General features: G+C 70.0%; 20 protein-coding genes and 1 pseudogene. 13 read left to right on the top strand and 8 right to left on the bottom strand.

Translation table 11 applies throughout. The annotated features are described in order from the left end of the window. From ACFP2V_RS21565 to ACFP2V_RS21540, 6 genes are all read right to left on the bottom strand, one after another. Nucleotides 1-1,035 carry an ABC transporter permease gene (locus tag ACFP2V_RS21565; protein WP_381214841.1) on the bottom strand — a complete coding sequence of 345 codons (1,035 nt, stop codon included), beginning with the start codon at nucleotides 1,033-1,035 and terminating at the stop codon, nucleotides 1-3. After that, nucleotides 1,032-1,994, bottom strand: coding sequence for an ABC transporter permease (locus ACFP2V_RS21560; protein ID WP_381214838.1), 963 nt, complete (start codon nucleotides 1,992-1,994; stop codon nucleotides 1,032-1,034). The genes ACFP2V_RS21565 and ACFP2V_RS21560 overlap by 4 nt, the downstream gene beginning before the upstream one ends. Beyond that, the gene (locus ACFP2V_RS21555) at nucleotides 1,987-3,570 is read right to left on the bottom strand and encodes a sugar ABC transporter ATP-binding protein (protein ID WP_381214835.1); all 1,584 of its coding nucleotides are present in this window, start codon (nucleotides 3,568-3,570) and stop codon (nucleotides 1,987-1,989) included. The genes ACFP2V_RS21560 and ACFP2V_RS21555 overlap by 8 nt, the downstream gene beginning before the upstream one ends. A gap of 82 nt (nucleotides 3,571-3,652) precedes the next feature. Continuing rightward, complete coding sequence (locus ACFP2V_RS21550) at nucleotides 3,653-4,750, bottom strand: ABC transporter substrate-binding protein (RefSeq protein WP_381214832.1); 1,098 nt, start codon at nucleotides 4,748-4,750, stop codon at nucleotides 3,653-3,655. Nucleotides 4,751-4,948: 198 nt separating this feature from the next. Further along, nucleotides 4,949-5,980 carry a LacI family DNA-binding transcriptional regulator gene (locus ACFP2V_RS21545; RefSeq protein ID WP_381214829.1) on the bottom strand — a complete coding sequence of 344 codons (1,032 nt, stop codon included), beginning with the start codon at nucleotides 5,978-5,980 and terminating at the stop codon, nucleotides 4,949-4,951. A 148-nt stretch (nucleotides 5,981-6,128) separates the two neighbouring features. Further along, entirely contained in the window at nucleotides 6,129-6,632 is a 504-nt protein-coding gene (locus ACFP2V_RS21540; RefSeq protein ID WP_381214826.1) for an ATP-binding protein, read from the bottom strand. 223 nt (nucleotides 6,633-6,855) lie between these two features. Here ACFP2V_RS21540 and ACFP2V_RS21535 point away from each other — a divergent pair. Both ACFP2V_RS21535 and ACFP2V_RS21530 read left to right on the top strand, forming a co-directional pair. Beyond that, nucleotides 6,856-7,726, top strand: a pseudogene (locus ACFP2V_RS21535) (helix-turn-helix domain-containing protein). After that, the gene (locus tag ACFP2V_RS21530; protein WP_381214823.1) at nucleotides 7,723-7,914 is read left to right on the top strand and encodes a DUF397 domain-containing protein; all 192 of its coding nucleotides are present in this window, start codon (nucleotides 7,723-7,725) and stop codon (nucleotides 7,912-7,914) included. Before ACFP2V_RS21535 ends, ACFP2V_RS21530 begins: the two are co-directional and overlap by 4 nt. Nucleotides 7,915-7,999: 85 nt before the next feature. Here the strand turns inward: ACFP2V_RS21530 and ACFP2V_RS21525 are convergent, their stop codons facing one another. Continuing rightward, nucleotides 8,000-11,008: a 3-keto-alpha-glucoside-1,2-lyase-like domain-containing protein gene (locus ACFP2V_RS21525; protein WP_381214820.1), complete on the bottom strand. Its 3,009-nt coding sequence runs from the start codon at nucleotides 11,006-11,008 to the stop codon at nucleotides 8,000-8,002. Between the two features lie 686 nt (nucleotides 11,009-11,694). On the opposite strand from ACFP2V_RS21525, the gene ACFP2V_RS21520 reads away from it, so the two are divergent. Together ACFP2V_RS21520 and ACFP2V_RS21515 are read left to right on the top strand one after the other, a co-directional pair. Beyond that, nucleotides 11,695-13,623 (top strand): ricin-type beta-trefoil lectin domain protein, encoded by a 1,929-nt coding sequence (locus ACFP2V_RS21520; protein WP_381214816.1) that lies wholly within the window; start codon nucleotides 11,695-11,697, stop codon nucleotides 13,621-13,623. A 93-nt stretch (nucleotides 13,624-13,716) separates the two neighbouring features. Continuing rightward, nucleotides 13,717-14,289 (top strand): chloramphenicol phosphotransferase CPT family protein, encoded by a 573-nt coding sequence (locus tag ACFP2V_RS21515; protein ID WP_381214813.1) that lies wholly within the window; start codon nucleotides 13,717-13,719, stop codon nucleotides 14,287-14,289. A gap of 9 nt (nucleotides 14,290-14,298) precedes the next feature. Here ACFP2V_RS21515 and ACFP2V_RS21510 read toward each other — a convergent pair whose 3' ends face one another. Then, nucleotides 14,299-15,312, bottom strand: coding sequence for a LacI family DNA-binding transcriptional regulator (locus tag ACFP2V_RS21510; protein WP_381214810.1), 1,014 nt, complete (start codon nucleotides 15,310-15,312; stop codon nucleotides 14,299-14,301). 300 nt (nucleotides 15,313-15,612) lie between these two features. Here ACFP2V_RS21510 and ACFP2V_RS21505 point away from each other — a divergent pair, with 300 nt between their 5' ends. From ACFP2V_RS21505 to ligK, 9 genes are all read left to right on the top strand, one after another. Further along, nucleotides 15,613-16,923 carry an ABC transporter substrate-binding protein gene (locus ACFP2V_RS21505; protein WP_381214807.1) on the top strand — a complete coding sequence of 437 codons (1,311 nt, stop codon included), beginning with the start codon at nucleotides 15,613-15,615 and terminating at the stop codon, nucleotides 16,921-16,923. Between the two features lie 92 nt (nucleotides 16,924-17,015). Beyond that, nucleotides 17,016-18,011 (top strand): carbohydrate ABC transporter permease, encoded by a 996-nt coding sequence (locus tag ACFP2V_RS21500; protein ID WP_381214803.1) that lies wholly within the window; start codon nucleotides 17,016-17,018, stop codon nucleotides 18,009-18,011. Nucleotides 18,012-18,023: 12 nt separating this feature from the next. Then, the gene (locus ACFP2V_RS21495) at nucleotides 18,024-18,947 is read left to right on the top strand and encodes a carbohydrate ABC transporter permease (RefSeq protein ID WP_381214799.1); all 924 of its coding nucleotides are present in this window, start codon (nucleotides 18,024-18,026) and stop codon (nucleotides 18,945-18,947) included. Nucleotides 18,948-19,045: 98 nt separating this feature from the next. Beyond that, nucleotides 19,046-20,485 carry a GH1 family beta-glucosidase gene (locus ACFP2V_RS21490; protein ID WP_381214796.1) on the top strand — a complete coding sequence of 480 codons (1,440 nt, stop codon included), beginning with the start codon at nucleotides 19,046-19,048 and terminating at the stop codon, nucleotides 20,483-20,485. 15 nt (nucleotides 20,486-20,500) lie between these two features. Further along, nucleotides 20,501-20,701: a hypothetical protein gene (locus ACFP2V_RS21485; protein ID WP_381214793.1), complete on the top strand. Its 201-nt coding sequence runs from the start codon at nucleotides 20,501-20,503 to the stop codon at nucleotides 20,699-20,701. Between the two features lie 101 nt (nucleotides 20,702-20,802). Continuing rightward, entirely contained in the window at nucleotides 20,803-21,198 is a 396-nt protein-coding gene (locus ACFP2V_RS21480; RefSeq protein WP_465269208.1) for a DUF6892 domain-containing protein, read from the top strand. A gap of 879 nt (nucleotides 21,199-22,077) precedes the next feature. Next, complete coding sequence (locus ACFP2V_RS21475) at nucleotides 22,078-23,265, top strand: 4-oxalomesaconate tautomerase (protein WP_381214790.1); 1,188 nt, start codon at nucleotides 22,078-22,080, stop codon at nucleotides 23,263-23,265. Next, nucleotides 23,262-24,287: an amidohydrolase family protein gene (locus tag ACFP2V_RS21470; RefSeq protein WP_381214788.1), complete on the top strand. Its 1,026-nt coding sequence runs from the start codon at nucleotides 23,262-23,264 to the stop codon at nucleotides 24,285-24,287. The genes ACFP2V_RS21475 and ACFP2V_RS21470 overlap by 4 nt, the downstream gene beginning before the upstream one ends. 75 nt (nucleotides 24,288-24,362) lie before the next feature. Beyond that, nucleotides 24,363-25,046 carry a 4-carboxy-4-hydroxy-2-oxoadipate aldolase/oxaloacetate decarboxylase gene (gene ligK / locus ACFP2V_RS21465; protein WP_381214785.1) on the top strand — a complete coding sequence of 228 codons (684 nt, stop codon included), beginning with the start codon at nucleotides 24,363-24,365 and terminating at the stop codon, nucleotides 25,044-25,046. Nucleotides 25,047-25,131: the final 85 nt, after the last annotated feature.

The raw sequence follows: 25,131 nt of genomic DNA, 5'->3' as shown, positions 1-25,131 counted from the left end.
TCACAGCAGCCGGCGTCTGCGGCCCAGCCAGGTCTGGGCGACGACCACGACGGCCAGGAAGGCGCCGCTGACGACCTGCTGGTAGGAGGAGTCCAGGGAGCCGATCTGGTTGATGACGTTCTGGATCACTTTGAGCAGCAGGACCCCGACCAGGGAGCCGCTGACGAAACCGAGGCCGCCGGTGAGCAGGGTGCCGCCGATCACGACGGCGGAGATGGCCTCCAGCTCCATCCCGTTGCCGAGGATGGTCACCCCAGAGGCGAGCCACGCCGCGTTGAGCGCGCCCGCCAGCCCGGCCAGCAGCCCGGACAGCGTGTAGACGAGGATCTTCGTACGGGCCACCGGAGCGCCCATCAGGGCCGCCGCGTCCTCGTTGCCGCCGACCGCGTACACATGCTGCCCGAAGCGGGTTCGGCGCAGCACGACGGCACCCGCGACGAACAGCGCCAGGGTGATCCACACCGGGTTGCCGACGCCGAAGGCGGTGCCCTGGCCGAGTTCGGCGAGGAAGGAGCCCTTGCCGATCAGATACGTCTCGGCGCCCTCGTCGGTGAGGGCCAGCATCAGGCCGCGCGCCCCGAGCATCGCCGCCAGCGTGACGATGAACGGCGCCAGCCGGGAACGGGCCACCAGCAGTCCGTTGACGACGCCGATCCCGCCGCACACCACCAGGGGCAGCAGCAGCGCCACCGGCGTCCCGTGCCGCGATCCCCAGGCCGCCAGAACACCGCCCAGGGCGAACAGGGAACCGACCGACAGGTCGATGCCCCCGGTGATGATGACGAAGGTCATCCCGAGCGCGACGATCGCCAGGAACGCCGAACTCGTCGCCATGTTGCCGACGTTGTCCCCGGTGGCGAAGGAGTCGAAGCCGAACGACGCCACCAGGGAGACGATCACCAGCACGGCCAGCGCCCCGTGCTGCTGGACCAGGGCGCTCAGCCGCTCCTTGCGCGCGGAGCCCTCGGGCCCGGTGTCCTTCGGCGGTTCGCCGCCCGCGGCGGTCACGGGCACGTCCGTCTTCGTGGCGGTCATCGCTTCCCCCGTCCCCGTGCCGCGTAGACCGCGCACACGATCACAATGGCCTGCGCGATCTGGGTCCACGAAGGCGGCAGATCGTGCTTGATGAGGGTGGCGGTGAGCAGCTGGATGAGGACGGCTCCCGCCACGGTGCCGGCGATGTTGACCCGGCCGCCGGTCAGCGGGGTCCCGCCGACCACGACGGCGGTGATGGCGGACAGCTCCATCAGATTGCCCAGCGAGGTCGGGTCGCTGGCCTGGAGCCGCGCGGTGGCCAGGACGCCCGCCACGGCCGCGAGCAGCGCGCACAGCACATACACGATGATCAGCACACGCCGCACCGGCAGACCGGCCAGCTGCGCCGCGGGCCGGCTGTCGCCGATGGCGAGGAGCTGGCGTCCGAACGTGGTGCGGCGCACCACGAACGCCGCCAGCAGCGCCAGGGCGGCGGCGACGAGGATCAGGTACGGGATGCCCAGCACGTCGCCGGACCCCAGGGAGGCGAGATTCGGGTTGCGCAGATCCTCCAGCTGCGGCAGCAGCACCAGCGCGAGGCCCCGGCCGCCGACCATGAGTGCCAGGGTGGCCACGATCGGCTGCACCCCGACAAGGGCGACCAGCGCCCCGTTGGCCAGCCCGATCGCGGCGGCGAACACCGCCACCACCAGCAGCGCCGGCAGCAGACCGTAGCCGAGGTAGAGGGCCGTCACGGACGCCGCGAGGGCCATCACCGCACCGACCGACAGGTCGATGCCCTCGGTGCCGATGACCAGGGCCATCCCGATCGCGACGATGATGACGGGGGCGACCTGCACGGCCTGGGTGCGGAAGTTCTCCGCGGACAGGAAGTGCGGGGTGATGACGATGTTGACGACCAGGAGCAGCGCCACGCCGGCGTGGACGCCGTAGGTCTGCAGCCACTGCAGGACGCGGGCCCGGTCCAACGGCGCGGTGCGGAGAGCGGCTTCAGCCATCGCCGGCCTCCTCCGCGGCTGTGACCCGGGCCGTACGCCCGGCCGTGTGTCCGGCCGGGGCATGCCCGGCGATGGTCCGCATGAGTGTGTCCTCGGTGACCTCGTCGCCGGCCAGCTCGCCGACGACCGCACCGTCCTTCAGTACGACCACGCGGTCGGACCCTTCGATCAGTTCCTCCAGATCGGAGGAGATGAGCAGGACGGCCAGGCCGTCCTCGGCCAGTTCGTCCACGAGCTTCTGCACCTCGGCCTTGGCCCCGACGTCGATGCCCCGGGTGGGCTCGTCCAGCAGCAGCACCTTGGGGTTCATCGCCAGCCAGCGGGCGAGCAGCACCTTCTGCTGGTTGCCGCCGGACAGTTCACCGACCTTCTGGTGCGGCGAGGACGCCTTGATGCGCAACCGCTCGATGAACGTGTCGACGACACCGTCGACGCGTGCTTCGGAGACCAGACCGAAGCGGGACAGCCGGGGCAGCACGGCCAGCGCGATGTTCTCGCGGACCGAGAGACCGGGCACGATGCCCTCGCTCTTGCGGTCCTCGGGCAGCAGACTGACCCCGGCCCGGATGGCGGCGGGCGTGGACCCGCCGCGCAGCGGCACACCGGCCACCACGACCCGGCCCGAACTCGTCGCCAGCGCACCGGAGATGGCCTTGGCCGTCTCGGTCCGCCCGGACCCGAGCAGCCCGCCGAGCCCCACCACCTCGCCGGGCCGGATCGTCACGGACACGCCCCGCAGCCGGTGCGGGACCGTCAGATCCCGTGCCTCCAGCACGGGCTGGGTACCGGCGGTGTGGTGGTCGCCGGTGAACTTGGTCAGGCCCTCCTCGCGGACCTCGCCCAGCTCCCGGCCCAGCATGGTCGACACCAGGGAGAGACGGTCGAGGTCGGCGAGCCGGCCGTGATGGACCCGGCGCCCGTCGCGCAGCACGGTGACCGTGTCGCACACGGCGTACAGCTCGTCCAGACGGTGACTGACGTAGACGACCGCGATGCCGTCGTCGCGCAGCCGCCGGATCACCGAGAACAGTGTCTCGACCTCCCGCGGTTCGAGGGAGGAGGTCGGTTCGTCCATGATGACCACGCGTGCCGCGGTGGCCACCGCGCGGGCCAGGGCGACCATCTGCTGGGCGCCCACCCCGAGGGCACGCAGCGGCAGGCGGACGTCCACCCGGACCCCGTAGGCGCGCAGCGTCTCCTCGGCCTCCCTGTGCATGCGGGCGAAGTCCAGCAGGCCGAAGCGGGTGCGCGGCTCGCGGCCGAGGAAGAGGTTGCGGGCCACGCTCAGCAGCGGGATGAGGTTGACCTCTTGGTAGATGGTCGAGATCCCGGCCTTCTGGGCCTCCAGCGGTGTGGCGAACGAGACGTCGCGGCCCTGGAAAACGATGTCACCGGCGTCGGGCCGGTGGACCCCGGTGAGCAGCTTGATGAGGGTCGACTTGCCGGCGCCGTTCTCGCCGATCAGGGCGTGGACCTCGCCCGGGTGCAGGGTCAGGTCCACGTCGTCCAGGGCCCGGACGCCGGGGAAGGTCTTGCTCAGTCCGCGGACGGCGAGGACTTCGGCGGGGGGAGCCACCTGTGCCTCCAGGAAGTGGGTCAGGAAGTGAGGGGTGACGCGGTGGCGGGGCCCGCCGGGCAGGCCGGGCCCCGCGGGGGGATCAGTAGGCCCTGCCGAGGTCCTGCTCGGCGTTCCCGGTGGTGTACGCGCCGTCCTCGATGATGATGTCCTGGGCCACTTCCTTGCCCTGTGTGAAGGTGTCCAGCGTCTCGAACGCCAGCGGGCCGAACCGTGGGTTGGACTCGATCACACCGGTGATCCAGCCGTCCACGATGCCCTGCACGGCGTTGCGCGTGCCGTCGACCGTGACGATCTCGACGTCGCCGGCCTTCTTGCCCGCGCCCTTGAGCGCGGCCACCGCGCCCAGGCCCATCTCGTCGTTCTCCGCGTAGATGCCCTTGATGCCGGGCTTGGACTGGATGAGCTGCTCGGTGACCTGCTGGCCCTTCTCCCTGGCGAAGTCGCCGGTCTGCTCGAAGACGACCTTCAGGTCGGGGGCCTTCTCGGCCACACGGTCCTTGAAGCCCTTGGTGCGTTCGGTGGTGACGTTGTTCCCGGCCGCGCCCAGCAGGATCGCGACCTCGCCCTTGCCGCCCGTGGCCTCGATCATCCGGTCGGCGGCCCGCCGGCCCTGCTCGACGAAGTCCGAGGCGATGAAGGAGACGTAGTCCTCGCAGGCCGTGGCGTTGATCTTGCGGTCGATCGTGATGATCGGGACCTTCTTGGCGGCGGCGGCCTGCAGCACCGGGTCCCAGCCGTCGGAGTTGAGCGGCGCGATGACCAGCAGGTCGGCGCCCTTGGCGAGCAGGTCCTGGACGTCGCTGATCTGCTTGGAGAACTGCGACTGGGCGTTGGCCGTCAGCAGTTTGACGCCCCGCTTCGCCGCCTCGTCCTTGATGGACTGCGTCTCGGCGATGCGGAACGGGTTGGCCTCCTTCTCCGACTGGGAGAAGCCGACGGTCGCGCCCTTGAGGTCCAGCTTCTCGCCGCCGTACGCGTCGATGGTGCAGGTCTTGCCGCCCGGCTTCGGCGAGGCGACCTTCTGGCCCGCGTCAGCCGCGGCGGACGGGGACTTCTTGCCGGCCGACGCGTCGTCCTCCGACTTCGCGCAGGAGGTGGCGGTGAGGGCCACCGTGGCGGCCATGGCCACGATCACGGGACGGGCGAGGAGCTGAGAGCGGTGAGTGGTGCGCTGCATGGTGACCCCGATCCGGGTGACGCTGAAAGGGAACTGGGGAGCTGTAGGCGCGCGGAACTGGTGGTGCTCCCTGTGTGCGAAGCGGCGTCCGGTGCGCCGCCATCAGGTTTTTACATCGTTGGAAGGATGCTGTAAACCCCTTGCGCACAAGGCGGGATGGGAGGAACGCGGGGAAGGGAGGGACGGGTGGGCCGGGGATCAGGCGCCCGCGCCGCCGGTGCCCGAGGGCCGGCCCAGCGTGCTCTCCCGTTCGACCAGCCGGTAGTCCGCCCAGATGCGGCGTGGCTCCGGAGCCGCGTCGTGGAGCCGGGCGAGCACCGACTCCACGGCGAGACGGCCGATGGCGGCCTTGTCCGGTGACACGGAGGTCAACGTCACCGCGCTGAAGCGCCCTTCGAGCACGTCGTCGAATCCGACGACCGCGATGTCCTCGGGGACCCGCAGGCCACGCTCGTGGAGGACCCGCATCGCCCCGATGGCCATCGGGTCGTTGTAGGCGAACACCGCGTCGGGGCGCTCCCCGGCGTCCAGGATGTGGGCCATCGCCGCAGCTCCGTCCGCGTGTCCCCAACCGTCGGTGGCGGCGACCAGGCTCCCGTCGGCCGGGAGTCCGGCGGCGGTGAGCTCCTCGCGCCAGCCCTGCACGCGCAGTTGGGCGGGCTGACTGCGGCCCCGGCGCGCTCCGATGAACGCCACCCTCCGGCGGCCCAGCGAGACCAGGTGCCGGACGGCGGCGCGCGCGGCGGCGACATTGTCGATGGCGATGTGGTCGTACGGCAGGTCGTACTCCCGTTCGCCGAGCAGGACCAGCGGCACGGGCTCCTCGCGGTCCCGGAAGTCCTTGGCCTCCAGCTCGATCGGGCTGAGGATGAGTCCGTCGATGACCCTGGCCCGGAACCCCTGGCTGACCAGGATCTCCTGCTCGCGCCGGCCCCCGGTGTGGTCGAGCAGCACGGTGTAGTCGTGCTCGGCCGCGGTGTCGATGACGGCGGCGGCGAGTTCGGCGAAGTAGGGGTTGCCCAGTTCGGGCAGGGCGAGCGCGATGATGCCCGTACGCCCTTTGCGCAGGTGGCGGGCGGTCAGGTTGGGCCGGTAGCCCAGAGCGTCGATGGATCTCTGGACGCGCTCGCGCATGGCGGGGGTGACGTGCTGGTAGTTGTTCACCACATTGGAGACGGTCTTGATGGAGACCCCCGCGTGCGCGGCGACGTCCTTGAGGCTGACCCGCACGGCAATCCCTTCGTGAGCGGCCCGAACCGGGGACCGGTGCAGATGCGGGCGCCGCCACCGTGAGCCGGGCGCCGAGCCGCTGGGCTCGAGTTTTACAACGTTATACATCCGTATTCGGGACACTGACAAGGTGAGGAGCAGGAGCGTGTCACGGGCATCCTCGCGGTGACGCCGAGGCGGCGTCCCTCTCCGGCGGCACCCTCGTGGACCGGGGCTCGTCCGCGACGGTCGCGCACTCGGCCCAGACGGTCTTGCCGGGGCCGATACGGCCCGTCACGCCCCGGCGTGTGGCGAGCGCGTCGACGAGGGGCAGGCCACGGCCGTGTTCCTCCTCTGCCGCGGCCACCGTGGGGGCCCGAGGGCCGGGGCGGGTGTCGGACACCTCGATACGGATGACGCCCCGCACATCGTCGCAGGCGAGGGACAGGGAGAAATTCCGTCCGGGCACGCAGCCGTGAAGAAGGGCGTTCGCGGCGAGTTCGGCGACGACGAGGACGATGGTGTCGTACGCAGCCGCGCCGTGTGGGTGACCCCGCTCGGTGAGCTGATGCGCGGCGAGCAGCCGGGCGAGCCGGGCCCCACGCCGCGTGGCGGAGAAGCGCTGCGTGAACGTACGTACCGGGCCGGTGGTCCGGGAGGAAAGGGCTGACATGGGGTCAGCCTGCGGGGAGCGGAGGGTTCGTCGGCAGGTCCGGCGCCGATACAGACCGCGCTGTACTGGTTCACCCGCTGGACTGGGCCCGTCGCTGTACGTGAGCATAGGTCGGCCGGGCGTGGCGCAGCGCGTACGGCACACGGTACGGAACGCGTTCGGGCGCGTGCTCGGGAGCAGGGCGACGCGGGCGGGCCCGGCGGCACAGGGGAAGGCGGCTGCGATGGCGACGGACAACGGCGGTGGGGCGGGCGGGAGTGCCGCAAGGCGGGAAGGCGGGGCCGACGGGGGCTGCGAACCGGAACTGTCGGACAGCCTTCAGGACCTTCGGCGCGGTCCTGAAGGCACTGCGGACACAGGAGCAGTTCGCCCCGCTGGTGAGGTACTCGACCGCCTACATCGCCAAGATCGAGCAGGGCAAGCGGTTCCCGCCGAGGGACCTGCTGGACCGGTCGGACGAGGTGCTGGGCGCGGGCGCGGGACGGGTACTGGGAGCAGCCGCGAGAAGCCTGACGCGCAAGGTGGGGTTGGCGACGTGGTTTCGACAGTGGGCGGGCATCGAGGAGGAAGCGATCTCGCTGTACGCGTACGAGTGCCGGGCGATTCCGGGGTTGTTGCAGCCGGAAGCTTACATTCGGGCGATCTTCGCGCGACGGCTACCGCCGCTGTCCGACGACCAGATCGAACGCCAGGTGTCCGCTCGACTGGAACGGCAGCAGTTGCTCACCGAGAGGCCGAACACAGCCTTCAGTTTCATCATCGAACAGGCTTTACTTGAAAGGAACATGGGCGGACCGGAGGTCACCCGCGTGCTCTTGGGGCACTTGCTCGAACAGGGTGGGCGAAGGAACATCGAGATTCAGGTGATGCCCCTGCGGATGTACGATCACGCAGGTGTCGACGGTCTGATGTATCTCGCGGAGACGCCTAAACACGAGTGGGTGGGCTACTCCGAGGGCCAGCAGTCAAGCAACCTGATCACACCGCCCAAAGACGTCAGCGCAATGCTCCAACGCTATGGCAAGCTGCGCTCGCAGGCCCTCGATCACGAAGCCACGGCAAGCTTGCTGGAACAGATGCAAGGAGCGCTATGACCACTACCGAACCGGCCTGGGTCAAGAGCAGCTACAGCGGCAGCTCGGGCGACAACTGCGTCGAGGTCGCCATGCGCCCCGAAGCCGTTCATGTCCGGGACTCGAAGGACACCCGGCGTCAGGCGCTGGCCGTTTCCCGCCGTGCCTGGTCGGCGTTCACGGCGCTGGCGTCCGACGCGCGCGTCTGAACCGTCGGTGAGGCGTCCCTCGGATCCTTCGCGGCCACGTAAAAATGTGCCGGGCGGCCGCGAGGGCCGCCCGGCACGACGGGGATCACGTCAGCGGAGTGATCCGGATGTTGCGGAACCTCACCTTGTTCCCGTGGTCCTGCAGCCGGATCGCTCCCGCGGCAGGAGTCTCGGACCGGCCCGACGCGGTCGGTCCGTCGAGGGCGATGTCGTCGTGGACCTTCTGCCCGTTCCACACCACCGTGACCCGGGCATCGGCGGTCTTGCGGCCACTGTCGTCGAAACGGGCCGCACGGAAGTCGATGTCGTAGGTCTGCCAGGTTTCGGGTGCCGTCGCCGCGTTGGTGTCGGGAGCACGCTTCAGATAGAACGCCCCCGCCTCGTCGGTGTCGAGCGAGGTGTCACCGTAGGAGTCGAGGATCTGGAGCTCGTAACGGTCCTGGAGGAAGACGCCACTGTTCCCGCGATCCTGCCCGGTGACATCGGGGGGAAGCAGCGGTACCCGGAACTCCAGGTGCAGTCCGAAGTCCTGGTACGCGTCCTTGGTGCGGATGTCGCCGCAGCACACCTCCATCGATTTCTCGTCACTGAGCGGCCATCGCAGATCCCGACCGTCCGTGTGCTGCCACTGGGCCTGGGAGGCGGCCGTGCCGTCGAAGAGCGGCACCTGGGCTCCGTGCGGACGGACGCTGAGCAGGTCGAGATTGACATGGCCGGTGTCGCCCGCGTCGAACCGGTAGGAGACGGTATTGCTCCCGGCACGCAGCGTCAGCCGTTCGGTCCGCGTCGACCAGGAGTCCCAGTCGTCGGTCGGGGCGAGCTGTGTCTGCCGCAGCTTCTTCCCGTTGACGTACAGGGACAGGGACTTGGTGCCCCGGAACGGGTTCGGCCCGTTGGAGTAGCGCAGCCCCACGTCGTAGGCGCCCGATTTCGGGACCGTCACGTCGAACGTCGTACCGGCCTTGCCCTCGGTGGCGTAACGGTCCACGAAGCCGCTGCCGGAATAGCCGACGTGGTCGGTGTTCACGCCGGCCGTGCCCGTCAGGCGTGCCTCCTCCGCCTCGTACCGGGTCGCGGGAGGTGGCTGCTCGCCGGGGACCCGGTTGAGGGTGTACCAGGCCTCGGTGCTCCACAACTGCTCACCGGAGTCCGACGTGAAGGGACGCGGAGAGCGGAGGTGCACCACACGGCCCGGCTTCAGGCCCTCCAGCCGGAGCTTGACGGTACGCCGGTCCTTCGAGAGCGTCGCAGAGCGCACCGACAGCTGCTCCTCGGCGATCTTCGGGCCGCCGTAGTCCGCGGTCGGCGTGTAGCGCCACTGCTCGGCACGGTAGCGGGCGGCCAGCTGTCCGGCGGTGGCCTCGGACACCGGCTGGGTGTACGTCAGGTCGAAGCCACCGGGCACGGCGCGCATGGTCCGGACGTCGAACGTGTTCCCGCCGTTCGGCGTCAGCTTCTGCAGACCGAACTTGAGCTTGCCCTCCTGGCCCCAGTTGCCGTCGGCCCCCAGCCCGCCGACGTAGATCGCGCCGTCGGGCCCCTGGGTGACGCGGTCGACGCCTGCTTCGAGCCCCTGGGTGTAGCGGAAGACGGCCCCCTGGTACTGGCCCTTCACCTTCTCCAGGTAGGCGCGCTGCAGGCCGCCGTAGGTGACGTCACCCAGCAGCATCTGGCCGGCGAAGGTGCCCTTCTTCACATACAGGGGAGTGGAAGGCGAGTTGGCGATCTCGTTCTGCGGCAGCCACAGCACCGGCTCGGTGACGGGGGAGTCGTCGAAGGGGCCGGCGGGCTCGGTGTAGTGGTTGAAGAAGCGGTCCTGCTTGATCTGCACGAGCTTCGACGAAGGAAGCCATCCGCCCTGGTTGTCGGTGGCGAAGATGCTGCCGTCGGGTCCCCAGCCGATGCCGTTGGGCGTCCGCAGTCCTCCTGCCACTGGGCTGATCTTCCCCGTCCGCTTGCTGACCTTGTACGTGGCCCCGCGGCCCGGCGCCGGCTGCGGCACGGTGGTCGCGCCGCCGAGGTCGATGGCGACGGAGAGGTTCACGTAGAAGTGGCCGTCGCGGTAGAGCAGGCCGAAGGCGAACTCGTGAAAGTTCCCTCCGTACGGCCAGGTCGCGACCGTCCGGTACTCGTCGGTCACCTCGTCGCCGTCCCGGTCGACGAGCCGTGTCAGCTCGTGCTTCTGCGAGACGTACAGCGCCCCGTCGACGTACTTGATCCCCATGGGCTCGCGCAGCCCGCTCGCCACCTTGGTGACGGTGACCTTGTCGCGGCTGGTGGTGCCGGTGACGTTGCCGAGCAGGTACACCTCCCCGGCAACGTTGTCGGTGCCGCCCCACGTGCTGATCGCCAGACGCCCGTCGGGCAGCCAGTCCATGCCGGAGACCTGCGGCTTGAAGCCGTCCGGGCGCAGATCGGTAAGGGCCAGGTCGGGACGTACGCCGGTGAGCGGAAGACCGTCGCCGGGAGAGTCGCCGCTCGCCTCGCACTCCTTGCGGCCCGGCGCCGTGACCCGGACGACCCCGGCATCGGTGCTCAGCGCCTCGCGCGGTACGACCGTGAAGTCGCTCTCGCCCGGCGGCTTCCAGGCCAGCTGGAGCCGCTGCCCGCCGTCGCGCTCGAAGTGGTCGATGCGCAACGGGTGCGCCCCGGCGGTGAGATGGACCGTGCCGTCCTTCGGCTCGGCACCGTGGAGCCCGTCGTGATCGATCACCGTGTCGCCGTCGACCGCCAGCCGTGAGCCGTCGTCACTGGTCAGCCGGAACACGTACGAGCCGTCGCTCGGAGCGTTCAGATAACCCGACGCCTCGGCGACGAAGTGGTCGGACAGTCCGCCGAAGTCGGCCTCCGTGGACCAGTCGACCGTCGGCATCAGCTTGTCGTGGTTGGGAGTCTGCCCCGGTTTCAGGGTGCACAGCTTGCTCAGCGGCGTCTGCACGTCGAACACGCGCAGCGTGACCCCGGGCTCCTGGGGCGGAATGGCCGCGGGAGCGGCGGCGGCCGACGGAGCGGAGCACAGTCCCGCGGTCAGGGCTCCCGCGAACAACAGGGGGGTGAGGTGTCTTCGGGCGCGTGGAAACAGACGGTGGCGCATTGGTCCTCCACGAGTAGGGGACCGGACCGTGCCGGATTTCGCTCCGGTCTGCTGCGGTGGCGCTGCACTTGAGCCGTCAAGCTAGAGGACTTCCGCTTGACATGTCCATACTTTGTCATCGGAGAGTTCAAAGTTCGGGACCGTGCGAGCGAGGCAAGGGCCGCCCCACTCCCGCGGGTTGCGCGGGAGTCCGCGTGAAGTCCGCCTGACCGGAGCCGGGATCACGCGGAATCGCACACCCGGGTCAGGGCATTTCCGGCGTCGCGCCGGTCCGTTCTCCCATGCGGCTCACGTAATCGTCCCCCGCTCCCAGGCGCCTCGGCCGGCCTTGATCCCGGCGCTTCCGCGTCCTGCTGCCCCTGAACTCCGGCACCTGGACGGAGAAGCAGCCGCGGCCAAGAAGTGATGGCGCGGGGTCGAGGGCTCCGCACGACGTACTGGATTCCGTAGACCTTTGTATTGACGGGGACATGTCTCAAGAGTTCAATCATGCCTTGAGATAAGCGGCCGGTTGGTTGGTATGGCACAACCCGTAGTTCTCACCCCGTACCTCATCACGTCCTCGCGAGCGGCCCCCGACGCTGTCGCCCCTGACAGTCCTGCCCCGCCCGCCTTCAACCCCTGAAGGTTCCGAACAGCCCGAAGGTCCTGAAGGTGAGGACACCCCCCACCGAGAGGTCACGCCCATGACTCCTCCGCGCAGACGCGTCCCGCTCCGCGGCACACCCCCCTCCCGCCGGCTCCCCGCGATGCTGGCCGCCGTCCTCACCCTCGCCCTCGCCCTGACACTCGCTCCCGGCGCGATGCAGCAGGCGGTGGCCGCGGGGGAGCGCGTCGACGTGTGGCTCACCACGACGTCCGACGCGGGCGGCCGCAACGTCACCCGTGGCCTGGCCCCCCAGACACCGGTGAACTTCGGCCCCGCAGGAGGCGGCGCCGACCAGAAGATCACCGTCGACGAGACGACGACGTACCAGCAGTTCGAGGGTGGCGGCGCCTCCATCACCGACACCACCGCCCATCTGCTGCGCGGCGGCGCCGTCAGCGCGGCGACCCGCGACGCCGTGATGCGCAAACTGTTCTCACCCACGGACGGCATCGGGCTGTCCTTCGTCCGCAACCCGATCGGCGCCTCCGACCTGTCCCGGCCGGGCCATGTCTCGCTCGACGACACCTGCTGCGACCTGTCCGACTTCGGCACCAACGGCTACGACACGAACATCCGGCTCCTCACCGCACAGGCCCGGCAGCTCAACCCGGCACTGCGGGTCAAGGGCGTGCCCTGGAGCGCGCCCGGCTGGATGAAGGACAACGGCCGCATGGACCGGATGGGCTGGCTCAAGTGGGAGTACTACCCCCTGTACGCCCAGTACCTGGTCAAGTACGTCCAGAGCTACCGGGCCGCCGGCGTGGACATCGACTACCTGTCCGTCCAGAACGAGCCGAACTGCTGCCAGGCCGGCGACCCCACGGCCATGAACTACCCCGGAATGAGCTGGAACCCGTCCGGTCTGGTCGAGTTCACCAAGAACCACGTCTACCCGGCCTTCCGCGCCGCCGGGATCGACACCAAGGTCCTCGTCCACGACTGGAACTACGGCGACTACGCGAACTTCGGCGCGCCCGTTCTCGCGGACGCCGGGGTGCGCAACGACCCTCTCTTCGGCGGCATCGCCTGGCACGGCTACGCCGGTGACCCCGCGGTGGGCAGCCAGGTGCACGGCCAGTACCCGAACGTCCGCCAGTTCAGCACCGAGCACTCCGGCGGCACCTGGATCGGCAACCAGCACAACGAGGACCTGGCCGACATCGTGGGCTACGCCCGCAACTGGAGCAGCAGCCTGGTCAAATGGAGCCTCGCCCTCAACCAGGACATGGGGCCGCACAACGGCGGCTGCGGTACCTGCACCGGGCTGATCACCGTGCAGGAGGGCGGCCCCCGTGCAGGACAGGTCGACTACACGGTCGAGTACTACACCACCGGCCACCTGACCAAGTTCGTCAGGCCCGGCGCCCACCGGATCGCCTCCACCGCCGGCACCACGGTGTCCAACGTCGCCTGGCGCAACCCCGACGGCTCCAAGGCCCTGATCGCCCACAACGGAGGCTCCTCCTCCCGTTCGGTCCGCGTCGACTGGGGAGGGCAGTCCTTCACCTACAGCCTTCCCGCCCGCACCACTGCCACCTTCGCCTGGTCCGGCACCCCGTCGGGCAACCCGGGCGGCAGCACCGGCACCCTCACCGGTCTCGCGGGCAAGTGCCTGGACGTCGCCGGCGGAGCCACGGCCGACGGGACCGCGGTGCGGCTGCACACCTGCAACGGCACGGCGGCCCAGCGCTGGACCGTGAGCGCCGACGGCAGCGTGCGGGCGCTCGGCAAGTGCCTGGACGTGAGCGGTGCCTCGAGGGCCGACGGCGCCCGGGTGCAGCTCTACGGGTGCAACGGCAGCACGGCCCAGCAATGGTCGTACGACCCCACCACTCACGATGTGGTCAACACCGGCGCGGACAAGTGCCTCGACATCACCGGCAACAACTCCGCGGACGGCACCCCCGCCCAGATCTGGACCTGCACCGGCGCCGCCAACCAGAAATGGGCCCTGAACACCATCTGACTCCAACCGGCCGTCCTCCTGGGTCCGGCCCCACCCGGGCCCGGCGCCCGGAGGGACGGCCGGTACCGGGGGCAGCCATGTGATCATGTCCGTATGGCAGCCGGTCGGATCATCTTCCTCAACGGCACGTCCAGTTCAGGGAAGTCGAGCATCGCCCGTGAACTGCTCGGCATCCTGGACGACGGTGTCTTCTCCCACCTGGCGGTGGACGGCTTCAACGCGATGCGCACGAAGCGGCCCCTCGCACCGGAGGACCTCGACACCGCTCTGCGCCGGACGAGGATGGGTTTCCACCGGTCGATCGCTGCCATGGCCGAGGTGGGCAACGATGTCGTCGTCGACCATGTACTCAGCGAGCCCTGGCGGCTGGCCGACTGCCTGGCCGTGCTGCGCCCCGAGGACGTGCTGTTCGTCGGCGTCCACTGCTCACCCGACGAACTGACCCGCCGCGAGAAGGCCCGTGGTGACCGTCCCCCGGGCCTCGCGGCGCTCCAGTACGACCTGGTCCACCAGCACGGCGACTACGACATCGAATGCGACACCAGTACGGCGAGCCCGCGCGAGTGCGCCGAACTGATCAAGGATTTCCTTCCGGTCCGGCCGACGCCGACCGCCTTCACCCGCCTTAGCGCCCGCTGTCCGGCGGACAGCGGGCCGATGGGCTGAGAACACCGGTCAGGTCGACTCGCGCACCACCAGCTCCGTCGGCAGCGTCAACTGCTGGCGGGGCGCGCCGTGCCGGGTGATGTCGGTGAGGATACGGGCCATCGTGCGGCCCAGCTCCTCCACCGGCTGGCGCACCGTCGTCAATGGCGGATTCGTGTGGCGGGCGAGGACGGAGTCCTCGAACCCCACGACGGCGACATCACCCGGCACCTGCCGCTTGTGGCGGCGCAGTTCGGCCAGTGCACCGACCGCCATCAGGTCCGAGGCGGCGAACACGGCGTCCAGGTCCGGGGCGCGTTCAAGAAGCGAACGCATCGCGCGGGCGCCACCTTCCTCGGTGAAGTCACCCGTCTCGGCCAGAAGTTCGCTCGCGGGCACTCCCGCCTCCTGGTGTGCGTCACGCCAGCCGGCGAGCCGGCTGCGGCCGACATCCATGTCCAGCGGTCCGGTGATCGTGGCGATCCTGGTCCTGCCCCCGCGCAGCAGGTGCCGGACCGCCTCGGCGGCGCCTCCGGCGTTGTCGGAGGTGACATAGCTCAGCCGTTCGCCCGCGTCGCGGCGGCCGGCCAGCACGGTGGGCAGCCCCATCTCCTCCAGCATGCCCGGCAGCCGGTCCTCGGCATGGACCGAGACCAGAAGGACCCCGTCCACACGGCGCGTCGCTACCGACTCGGTCAGTTGGTCCCGCTCGGCCTGGTCGCGGACCAGCATGAGCTGCAGCTGGGTCCGGCTCTCGGCGAGGGCGCCGCTGACGCCCCGGATCAGCGCGGCGAAGAACGGTTCCGAGCCGAGCCGGCTCTCCGACTCCGGGATCACCAGCGCCACGGCATCGGTCCGGTTGGTGACCAGTCCGCGGGCGACCGAGTTGGGAACGTAGTTCAGTTCCTTGATCGCCGCCAGGACCCTGGACCGCGCGTCGGCACTGACCAGATCCGAGCCGTTGACGACGCGGGACACCGTGGTCCGGCCCACGCCGGCACGGGCGGCGACGGTTTTGATCGTGGGACGGCGATTCCCGGCCATGTGCTCCCCCTCAGCGGCCGCGGCCATACCGGCCGCGGAGGTGACCAGCGGCAATTCTTGCAGACGGCGGCTCGAAGCGAGTGTGCCAGGGCCCGGAGTCCCGGCGCCGAACTCCTTCCCCTGACTACGAGTTGTGTTCAAGTCATTGACAGACCGGCTGTGCTGCCAGGAGTCTTCGATCCATTGATGGGAACGTGCCCACCCCAAATTGGGCACGTTCCCATCCCATTGCCAGAGTCGCTGTGGCCATCGCAGAAATCGTCACTCCGATGCGTCAGCGCCGTCGCCAGGAGGAGATCCATGGGCAGTCCCGGTTCGATGCGTACGAAGGCGGTGGCGGCGGCCGCGGTCGTCGGCGCGCTGACGCTCGTCGTCGGCTGCAGCAGCAGTGACGATTCGGTCACTGGCGGCGGCAAGAAGGACGGCAAGGTCGTCATCACCATGGGCATGTACGGGGTGATGGGCATCAAGGAGACAGGGCTTCTCGAGCAGTACGAGAAGGAGAACCCGGACGTCGAGATCAAGGCCGAGATCGCCGGCGACGAGCAAACGTACTACACCGCGCTGCAGACCAGGCTCGCGGCCGGCAAGGGCCTGAAGGACATCCAGGGCATCGAGGTCGGGCGGGCCAAGGAGATCACCGAGACCCAGTCGGACAAGTTCGCGGACTTCTCCGACGTGCCCGGCACCGACCACTTCCTGCCGTGGAAGGACTCCCAGATCAGCACCGAGGACGGCAAGGTGCTGGGCCTGGGCACCGACATCGGCCCGATGGCGGTCTGTTACCGCAAGGACTACTTCGAGCAGGCCGGTCTGCCCACCGACCGCGAGGAGGTCGCCAAGCTGTGGGAGGGCGACTGGCAGAAGTACGTCGAGGTCGGTCGCACCTTCAAGAAGGGCTTCAAGGGCGACGACGTGTCCTACATGGACGCGGCCAGCGGCCTGTTCAACGCCATGGTCTACGGCTACCCCGAGCAGTACTACGACGACAAGGGCGAGCTGATCTACGACAAGAACCCGGTCGTCAAGGAGGCGTGGAACCTGGCCGCCGACGCCGCGGACGACGGCCTGACGGCCAAGCTCCGCCAGTTCCAGCCGGGCTGGGACCCGGGCCTGGCCAACGGCACGTTCGCCACCGCCGTGTGCCCCGCGTGGATGCTCAGCCACATCAGCGAGAAGGCCGGTGACGCGAACAAGGGCAAGTGGGACGTCGCCAAGGCCCCCAAGGGTGCGAACTGGGGCGGGTCCTTCCTCGGCGTGGTCGAGCAGAGCCCGGTGAAGGAGGAGGCCAAGAAGCTCGTCGCCTGGCTGACCGCGCCAAAGCAGCAGGCTTACATCTTCAACGAGATCGGCAACATCCCGTCCTCGGAAGAGGCGCTGGAGAGCGACCAGGTGAAGAACGCGAAGTCGGAGTACTTCAACGACGCGCCGATCGGCCAGATCTTCGGGGCCGCCGCCCAGGAGATCCCGGACAAGCAGGTCCTCGGCCGTAAGGACGGCACGATCAAGGACACCTTCTCCCAGGGCCTGGTTCTGATCGAGCAGCAGGGCACCCCGCGTGACGAGGCGTGGAAGACCACCGCGGAGCGCATCGAGAAGGCCGTCGGCTGACCCGTCGCCCCCAGCGGCCGCCCGGGCCCGTCCGTGACCTGCCGCCGGGCCCGGGGCGGCTCACACATCCGCTCCCAGGAAGGAAAAGTCGGGTGGCCACCTCCACCACCAAGGCCCTGGCCGGCGGGGAGCCCTCGGGCCCGCCGCCGGAGAAGGACGGCCAGGGCACCGTCCGGCGGCGCGGCACGCTGCTGCACCGGCTGGACGTCAGAGGCGCCCCGTACGCGTTCGTCGCGCCGTTCTTCGTCGTCTTCGCCGCCTTCAGTTTCTACCCCCTCGTCTACACGTCGTGGATCTCGCTGCACCGGGTGGAACTGGCCACCCTCGACGTCATGGAGTGGGTGGCGTTCGACAACTACGTCGCGCTCTGGAACGACTCACGGTTCTGGAACGCTCTGGCGAACACCCTCACCATCGGTGTCATCTCCACGGTGCCGCAGCTGCTGATGGCACTTGGGCTGGCGCACCTGCTCAACTACCGGATGCGCGCTTCGCTGTTCTTCCGCGTCGCCTCGCTGGTCCCCTACGCCACCTCGGTCGCCGCCGCCGCGCTCGTGTTCACCATGATCTTCGAGCGTGACTTCGGCATGATCAACTGGGCGCTCGGCGGGATAGGCGTCGACCCGGTGAACTGGGAGGCCGACAAGTGGCCTGCCCAGGCGGCGATTTCCACCATCGTCATCTGGCGCTGGACCGGCTACAACGCGCTGCTCTACCTGGCCGCCATGCAGGCGATCCCCGCCGAACGGTACGAGGCCGCCGCCATCGACGGCGCCTCCCGGTGGAAGCAGTTCACCCAGGTCACCGTCCCCGGCATCCGCTCCACCATCGTCTTCACCATCGTGCTCTCCACGATCGGCGCCACCCAGCTGTTCGGCGAACCGCTGATCTTCGGCCAGGGGCCCAACGGCGTCACCGGCGGCGCGGACAACCAGTACCAGACGCTGGGCCTGCTGCTGTACGAGGAGGGCTGGAAGAACTACCAGATGGGCCGGTCGGCCACCGTCGCGTGGGCGATGTTCCTGCTGCTCGCCCTCGTCTTCGTGGCACAGCGCCTGATCAAGCGCCTGCGCTCCCGTACGTCCTGACCTGGAGTCGCCATGACCACCCACAGTCTCCCGGCCCGGACGGACACCCCGGCCAAGACCCCCGCCGAGAAGCCGGGCCGCAGCGGCGGCCGCCGGCTGATGCGCCCGCGCGCCGGGCGCCAGCACCACGCGGGCCCGCTCGCCTACGTCCTGCTCGCCGTCATGGCGGTGCTGTCGATCTTCCCGCTGTACTGGACGATGGTGGCGGCCTCCACCGACAACACCCGGGTCAGCCAGACGCCGCCGCCGTTCCTGCCCGGTCCGAACCTGTTCAGCAACCTCGCCCGCGCCTGGGACGAGGCGGCCATGGGCAAGGCCATGATCAACAGCTTGATCGTGGCCGGAGTGATCGCTCTGTCCACGGTGATGTTCGCGACCCTGGCGGGCTTCGCCTTCGCCAAACTGCGGTTCAAGGGACGCAACGCCCTGCTCATGCTGGTGATCGGCACCATGCTGGTGCCACCGCAGCTCGGCGTCGTACCGCTGTTCATGATGATGTCGGAACTGGGCTGGTCGCAGCAGCTGCCCGCCGTCATCTTTCCCACCCTGGTGAGCGCGGTCGGCGTCTTCTTCATGCGGCAGTATCTGTCGGAGGCGCTGCCGGACGAGCTCGTCGAGGCCGGACGCGTGGACGGGGCGCACTCACTGCGGATCTTCTGGAGCATCGTGCTGCCCGTCGCACGGCCCGCGATGGCGGTCCTGTTCATGATCACGTTCGTGCACGCGTGGAACGACTTCTTCTGGCCGTTCGTGGTGCTCGACATGACCAACCCGACCGTACCCGTCGCCCTCACCCAGCTCAGCGCGGGCTACGTCCGCGACCAGTCGCTGATCATGGCGGGCGCGCTGCTCGGCACCCTGCCGCTGCTGCTGATGTTCATCGTCTTCGGCCGCCAGATCGTCAGCGGCATCATGGCCGGCGCCGTCAAGGGCTGACCCGCCGCGCCCGGCCCGGCCGCCGGGTCCTCCGGCCCGGCCTCGCGCGCCCGTGGACCACCACCCCCAACCACCCCCACCACCCCGAAAGGACCTACGTGGTCACCGCAGCACAGCAGACCGCATCCTCCCCGGACGCTGCCCTCACCTTCCCCAAGGGTTTCCTCTGGGGCTCCGCGACCGCCTCCTATCAGATCGAGGGGGCCGCCGCCGAGGACGGCCGCACACCGTCCATCTGGGACACCTACGCCCGCACTCCCGGCCGGGTCCGCAACGGCGACACCGGTGACACCGCCACCGACCACTACCACCGCTGGCGCGAGGACGTCGCCCTCATGGCCGAACTCGGCCTGGGCGCCTACCGCTTCTCCCTCGCCTGGCCCCGGATCCAGCCCACCGGCCACGGCCCCGCGGTCCAGAAGGGTCTGGACTTCTACCGGCGTCTCGTCGACGACCTGCTGGACAAGGGCATCCAGCCCGTCGCCACCCTCTACCACTGGGACCTGCCACAGGAGTTGGAGGATGCCGGAGGCTGGCCAGAGCGCGCCACGGCCGAGCGGTTCGCCGAGTACGCGGCCCTCGCCGCGGACGCCCTGGGCGACCGGGTGAAGACCTGGACCACCCTGAACGAGCCCTGGTGCAGTGCCTTCCTCGGCTACGGTTCCGGCGTGCACGCCCCCGGCCGCACCGAGCCGGTCGCCGCCCTGCGCGCCGCCCACCACCTCAACCTGGGCCACGGCCTGGCGGTCCAGGCGCTGCGCGACCGCCTCCCCGCCGACGCCCGGTGCTCGGTCACCCTCAACATCCACCAGGTCCGCCCGCTCACCGCCGACGACGCCGACACCGACGCGGTCCGCCGCATCGACGCCCTCGCCAACCGGGTCTTCACCGGCCCGATGCTCCAGGGCGCCTACCCGGAGGACCTGCTCAAGGACACCGCGGAACTGACCGACTGGTCCTTCGTGCGCGACGGCGACCTGCGGCAGATCCACCAGCCGCTGGACTTCCTCGGCGTGAACTACTACACCCCCACCGTCGTCTCCACGACCGACGGCAGCGGCACCCACACCTCCGACGGACACGGCAGGAGCGCCCACAGCCCCTGGCCGGGCGCCGACAAGGTCGCCTTCCACCAGCCGCCCGGCGAGACCACCGCCATGGGCTGGGCCGTCGACCCCACCGGCCTGTACGACCTGCTGCGCCGCCTGGCCGCCGACTTCCCGCGACTGCCGCTGTACATCACCGAGAACGGCGCGGCGTTCGACGACTACGCCGACCCATCCGGCCAGGTCAACGACCCCGCCCGGATCGCCTACGTGCGCGGCCACCTGGCCGCCGTCCACCGGGCCATCGTGGACGGCGCGGACGTACGCGGTTACTTCCTCTGGTCCCTGCTGGACAACTTCGAGTGGGCCCACGGCTACAGCAAGCGCTTCGGCGCCGTCTACGTGGACTACCCCACCGGCACCCGCATCCCGAAAGCCAGCGCCCGCTGGTACGCCGAGGTGGTCCGCAGCGGCGTCCTCCCCGGCGCCTGACCCGAGGGCGGCCCGGTGCGGCACCCTCGCGGGTCCCGCACCGGGGCGGGGAGAACCGCCCGCACGGCGAATCAGGGTCGCGTCCATGCTCCGGTTCAGGACTTCAAGTTCGTCGTCATCGAGCAGCTCATGCGCATCGACGAGAAGCTGACCCCGCAGTTCGGTCTGGCCGACCTTCTGAGGGAGAAGGGCCTCGGCAACGACCCCTGGGAGTAAGCCCAGGAGCACGACCTGGCGTACAAGGTGGTGCCCGAGGCACGCGCGTACTTCGAGTCGCTGGAGACCGGCGACGAACTCCTGGCCGGCGTCGAGGAACTGTGCATGACGGCGGCAACCAGGTCTACCAGGAGTGCGCACCGGTCTGGGACGGCGAGGACGACCGGTTCGACATCACCTCCCTCGACGACCTCAGCCTTGTCCCGAGCCTCCGCCGCGTCCTGGGCCCGGAGTTCCCGCCCCCCGAACCGGCGGGCGTCCTCGAGAGCCGGGGCATCACCGCCGACCAGCCTCCCAACAGGCGACGTTCGCCCCGTCGCGACGCCCGGCACGCGCCCCCAAGCTCTCGGCTTCGCTCGAGCAGGGAGGTACCCCCTTCGCCGCACCGGCCGAAAGCCCAAGTACATCCGGTACGAGGACTTCCGGGCCGGCACGCCGAGAGCACACGCACCGGACGTCGCTCCGCGACGGGCAAACGCTGCCTGCCGGGGTACTAAGGTGTGACGAGACGCCCCTCACCCGTGGTGAACCGCGGCCGGACGGACGGGAGCGTACGAGAACGGAGTGGCGCGTTGATCCGGGTCGCGCGAGGGGCCACCGGGTTCCGGGGACGGGGAGATGCCCCACTGCCAAAAGCCGACCTCGTGGTCTTCAGGACCGCCTGTCACGCCGCGGCTCGATCGATTCGCGGCCGGGTCGGCGGCGTGACCTCGGCCGGGGCCACGCCGAACTTCCACACCGCGCGGATCACCACCCCGTACGGGGCCTGCACCGTTCTGTGCCACGCGGTACTCCCGGTCGTCGCCTTCACGGCCCCCCCCCCGCGGGCCGGTGCGCCCGTGACCGATTTCCCGTCCCCGCCGGCATGGGCGGATGCGTTCGGGCCGGCCGGCTTCCGGGCGCCGGACGCCGAAGAGCCGACGATGCCGTTGGCTTCGGCGCACACTTGCGAACTCGCTGAAGCAGAACCGGAGCAGGTACGCCACTGGTGTCCCGGGACGGTCGGCGAGCCGATGTTCCACTGGTGGCACTGACCTTGCCACGGCAGGGGCGCAGCGCGCGTGCCGGGCGTCGGGGCGTGGGAAGCCGGCCGCCCGGCTGACCGGCGCCGTACACCGACGTCGGCGGCCCCGGGGACCAGTCTCCGGGCACAGGATATGCCCATGCCCTCTGCCACGTATCGGTGTGGCCGGCCGTGCCCGTCCCTCCGCCCCGTGTCCGCATCCGGCCCGCGCCGCCGGCCGCCCGGCGCCCCTCAGCCCTCGACAAGATCCACGACAGACTTGAGGATTATTTGGTCGAAGCTATTGTCAACAATCTTGTTGGTGGTTTAGTTTTCCTGGCACACCACACCGACCGGAAACGGAGGAGGCACCATGCCGGGCGTCACCGCCGACCGGATCAGCCGGGCCCGTCCTCGCGGCTCCCAGACCGCGATTCCGTGCCTGTTCATGCGGGGCGGCACCTCGCGCGGACCGTTCTTCGACGCACGGGCCCTGCCCGAGGACACCCGGATCCGGGACGCCGTGCTGCTGGCCGCGCTGGGATCGCCCGACCCGCGCCAGATCGACGGTATCGGCGGCGCGCACCCGCTGACGAGCAAGGCGGGCCTCGTACGCCCCGGAACGGCACTTGGCGTGGACGTGGAGTGGACGTTCGCGCAGGTGCAGCCCGGTGCCGACACCGTGGACACCACGGCCAACTGCGGCAACATGCTCGCCGCCGTACTGCCGTTCGCCATAGAGACCGGCATGGTCGTCCCCACCGCCGACCGCACCACGGCCCGCGTGCTCACCCGCAACACCGGCATGGTCGCCGAGATCACCGTCCCCACCCCGGCGGACCCGGCCGGGGGGCGGCACGTCGCCTACGCGGGCCCGGCCCGGATCGACGGGGTCCCCGGCACCGCCGCTCCCGTCGAGATCGGCTTCCTGGACACCGCGGGCTCCGTCGCCGGCTCCCTGCTGCCCACAGGGAACGCGCGCGACACCGTCGACGTCCCCGGACTCGGCCCGGTCGACGTCACCCTCATCGACAACGGCCAGCCCCTCGCCGTCGTGGCAGCCGGGCGCCTGGGCGCCACCGGCTACGAGACACCGGTGGAGATCGACGCCGACGAGGAGCTCAAGGCCCGGGTGGAGGCCCTGCGGCTGGTGTGCGGCCGGGCCATGGGACTGGGCGACGTCACGGACAAGAACTATCCGAAGATGACGCTCGTCGCACCGCCGAGCCGGGACGGCACCCTGTCCACCCGCAGTCTCATCCCACGGGTGTGCCACCAGTCGATCGGTGTGCTGGCCGCGGTCACGGTCGCCACCGCCTGCGTGATCGAGGGCAGCGTCGCCGCCGACATCACCACCACGACGTCCGGTACGGACGTCATTGTTACCGTCGAACATCCTTCCGGCGAGTTCACCGTCACCCTCGGTCTCGACCCGGACGACCCCCAGCGGGTCGTGCGCTCCGCGCTGCTGCGCACGGCCCGCCTGCTCATGGCCGGCGACCTGCTCGTGCCGCGCTCGGTCTGGGACCCCGCCCCCACCCTCCAGGAAGTCACCGCATGATCATCGACATTCACGGCCACTACACGACCGCCCCGGCACCCCTGGGGGAGTGGCGGGACGCCCAGATCGCAGCGCTCTCGGACCCGGTGCGGACACCCGATCCGTCCGGCCCGGTGATCAGCGACGAACAGATCCGCGAGTCCGTCGAAGCCAACCAGCTGCGGCTCATGGACGAACGCGGCATCGACGTCACCGTCTTCTCCCCGCGTGCCTCCTTCATGGCCCACCACATAGGGGACTTCGCGACGTCCTCGGCCTGGGCCCGGATCTGCAACGACCTGTGCCACCGTGTCGCCGGGCTGTACCCGGAGCGCTTCGTCCCCGGCGCGATGCTGCCCCAGTCCCCCGGAGCGGACCCGGCCACCGTCATCCCCGAGCTGGAACGCGCCGTGCTGGAACTGGGCGCCGTCACCGTCAACGTCAACCCCGACCCCTCCGGCGGCCACTGGACCGCTCCGCCGCTGACCGACCGGTCCTGGTACCCGGTGTGGGAGAAGCTCACCGAGCTGGACGTACCCGCCATGGTGCACGTCTCCACCAGCTGCAACCCCGCCTTCCACACCACCGGGGCGCACTACCTCAACGCCGACACCACCGCGTTCATGCAGCTGCTGGAAGGGGACCTGTTCGCGGACTTCCCCGGGCTGCGCCTGGTCATCCCGCACGGCGGCGGTGCGGTGCCGTACCACTGGGGCCGCTTCCGCGGTCTGGCGCAGGCGCTGGGCAAGCCGGAGCCGGAGGAGTCACTGCTGCGGAACGTCTTCTTCGACACCTGCGTCTACCACCAGCCCGGCATCGATCTGCTGCTGGACGTGATCCCGGCCGGCAACGTCCTGTTCGCCTCCGAGATGGTCGGCGCCGTACGCGGCGTCGACCCGCGCACCGGCCACCACTTCGACGACACCCGCCGCTACGTCGAGAACGCCGGACTCTCCCCCCAGGACCTGGCCGCCGTCCAGGAACTCAACGCCCGGCGTGTCTACCCGCGTCTGGACGCCCGCCTGACCGCCCAGGGCCGCTGACCCCCGACGCCGCGCGCCATCAGCCACGCCGTCACGTCCCTCACGCCCTTCATGCACCACGCAAGGAGCCGCCCCATGCATGAACTCGGAGTCGTCCACCGCACCGTCCCCCGCGCCGACCGCGCGGCCGTCGACGCCCTGTCGCGCTTCGGGGTGGCCACCGTCCACGAGGCCATGGGCCGCCTCGGCCTGATGCGCCCCTACCTCCGGCCCGTCTACGAGGGCGCGAGGATGTGCGGCACCGCCGTCACCGTGCTGCTCCAGCCCGGCGACAACTGGATGCTGCACGTGGCCGCCGAGCAGGTGCGGGACGGCGACGTCGTCGTCGCCGGCTGCACCACCGAGAGCGAGGACGGGTTCTTCGGAGAACTGCTCGCCACGTCCCTGCGCGCCCGCGGAGCCAGGGGCCTGGTCATCGACGGCGGCTGCCGTGACGTCGACGAACTGCGGCAGATGGACTTCCCCGTCTTCTCCCGCGCCGTCAACGCCAAGGGCACCGTCAAGGCCACGCTCGGCTCGGTGAACGTGCCCGTGGTCGTCGCCAACGCACTCGTCAACCCGGGCGACGTGATCGTCGCGGACGCCGACGGCGTCGTCGTCGTCCCCGCCGCCAAGGCCGCCGAGGTCGCCGAGGCCGCCGAACGACGCGAGGCGGCCGAGGAAGGCAAACGGCAGCGGTTCCGCGCCGGTGAGCTGGGCCTCGACATGTACGCCATGCGTGAACCGCTGGCAGGGCTCGGCCTCACCTACGTCGACTGACAGTGATGATGTTTGTGGTGACGCTGCGGGTGGGTCTGACCCTCCGACTGACTGACGTCTCGACTGTCCTGTTTGGGATTTCACG

This window comes from Streptomyces incanus, from assembly GCF_042656345.1.
Taxonomy (GTDB): Bacteria; Actinomycetota; Actinomycetes; order Streptomycetales; family Streptomycetaceae; genus Streptomyces; species Streptomyces incanus.
The sequence above is the reverse complement of the archived record's forward strand: the minus strand, read 5'-3'. Positions and strand labels throughout refer to the sequence as shown.

Excerpts from the sequence above, each read along its gene's own strand:
- ACFP2V_RS21565 (WP_381214841.1), bottom strand. The coding sequence starts at position 1,035 with ATGACCGCCACGAAGACGGACGTGCCCGTGACCGCCGCGGGCGGCGAA.
- ACFP2V_RS21560 (WP_381214838.1), bottom strand. The coding sequence starts at position 1,994 with ATGGCTGAAGCCGCTCTCCGCACCGCGCCGTTGGACCGGGCCCGCGTC.
- ACFP2V_RS21550 (WP_381214832.1), bottom strand. The coding sequence starts at position 4,750 with ATGCAGCGCACCACTCACCGCTCTCAGCTCCTCGCCCGTCCCGTGATC.
- ACFP2V_RS21540 (WP_381214826.1), bottom strand. The coding sequence starts at position 6,632 with ATGTCAGCCCTTTCCTCCCGGACCACCGGCCCGGTACGTACGTTCACG.
- ACFP2V_RS21530 (WP_381214823.1), top strand. The coding sequence starts at position 7,723 with ATGACCACTACCGAACCGGCCTGGGTCAAGAGCAGCTACAGCGGCAGC.
- ACFP2V_RS21525 (WP_381214820.1), bottom strand. The coding sequence starts at position 11,008 with ATGCGCCACCGTCTGTTTCCACGCGCCCGAAGACACCTCACCCCCCTG.
- ACFP2V_RS21520 (WP_381214816.1), top strand. The coding sequence starts at position 11,695 with ATGACTCCTCCGCGCAGACGCGTCCCGCTCCGCGGCACACCCCCCTCC.
- ACFP2V_RS21515 (WP_381214813.1), top strand. The coding sequence starts at position 13,717 with ATGGCAGCCGGTCGGATCATCTTCCTCAACGGCACGTCCAGTTCAGGG.
- ACFP2V_RS21510 (WP_381214810.1), bottom strand. The coding sequence starts at position 15,312 with ATGGCCGGGAATCGCCGTCCCACGATCAAAACCGTCGCCGCCCGTGCC.
- ACFP2V_RS21505 (WP_381214807.1), top strand. The coding sequence starts at position 15,613 with ATGGGCAGTCCCGGTTCGATGCGTACGAAGGCGGTGGCGGCGGCCGCG.
- ACFP2V_RS21495 (WP_381214799.1), top strand. The coding sequence starts at position 18,024 with ATGACCACCCACAGTCTCCCGGCCCGGACGGACACCCCGGCCAAGACC.
- ACFP2V_RS21475 (WP_381214790.1), top strand. The coding sequence starts at position 22,078 with ATGCCGGGCGTCACCGCCGACCGGATCAGCCGGGCCCGTCCTCGCGGC.
- ACFP2V_RS21470 (WP_381214788.1), top strand. The coding sequence starts at position 23,262 with ATGATCATCGACATTCACGGCCACTACACGACCGCCCCGGCACCCCTG.
- ligK (WP_381214785.1), top strand. The coding sequence starts at position 24,363 with ATGCATGAACTCGGAGTCGTCCACCGCACCGTCCCCCGCGCCGACCGC.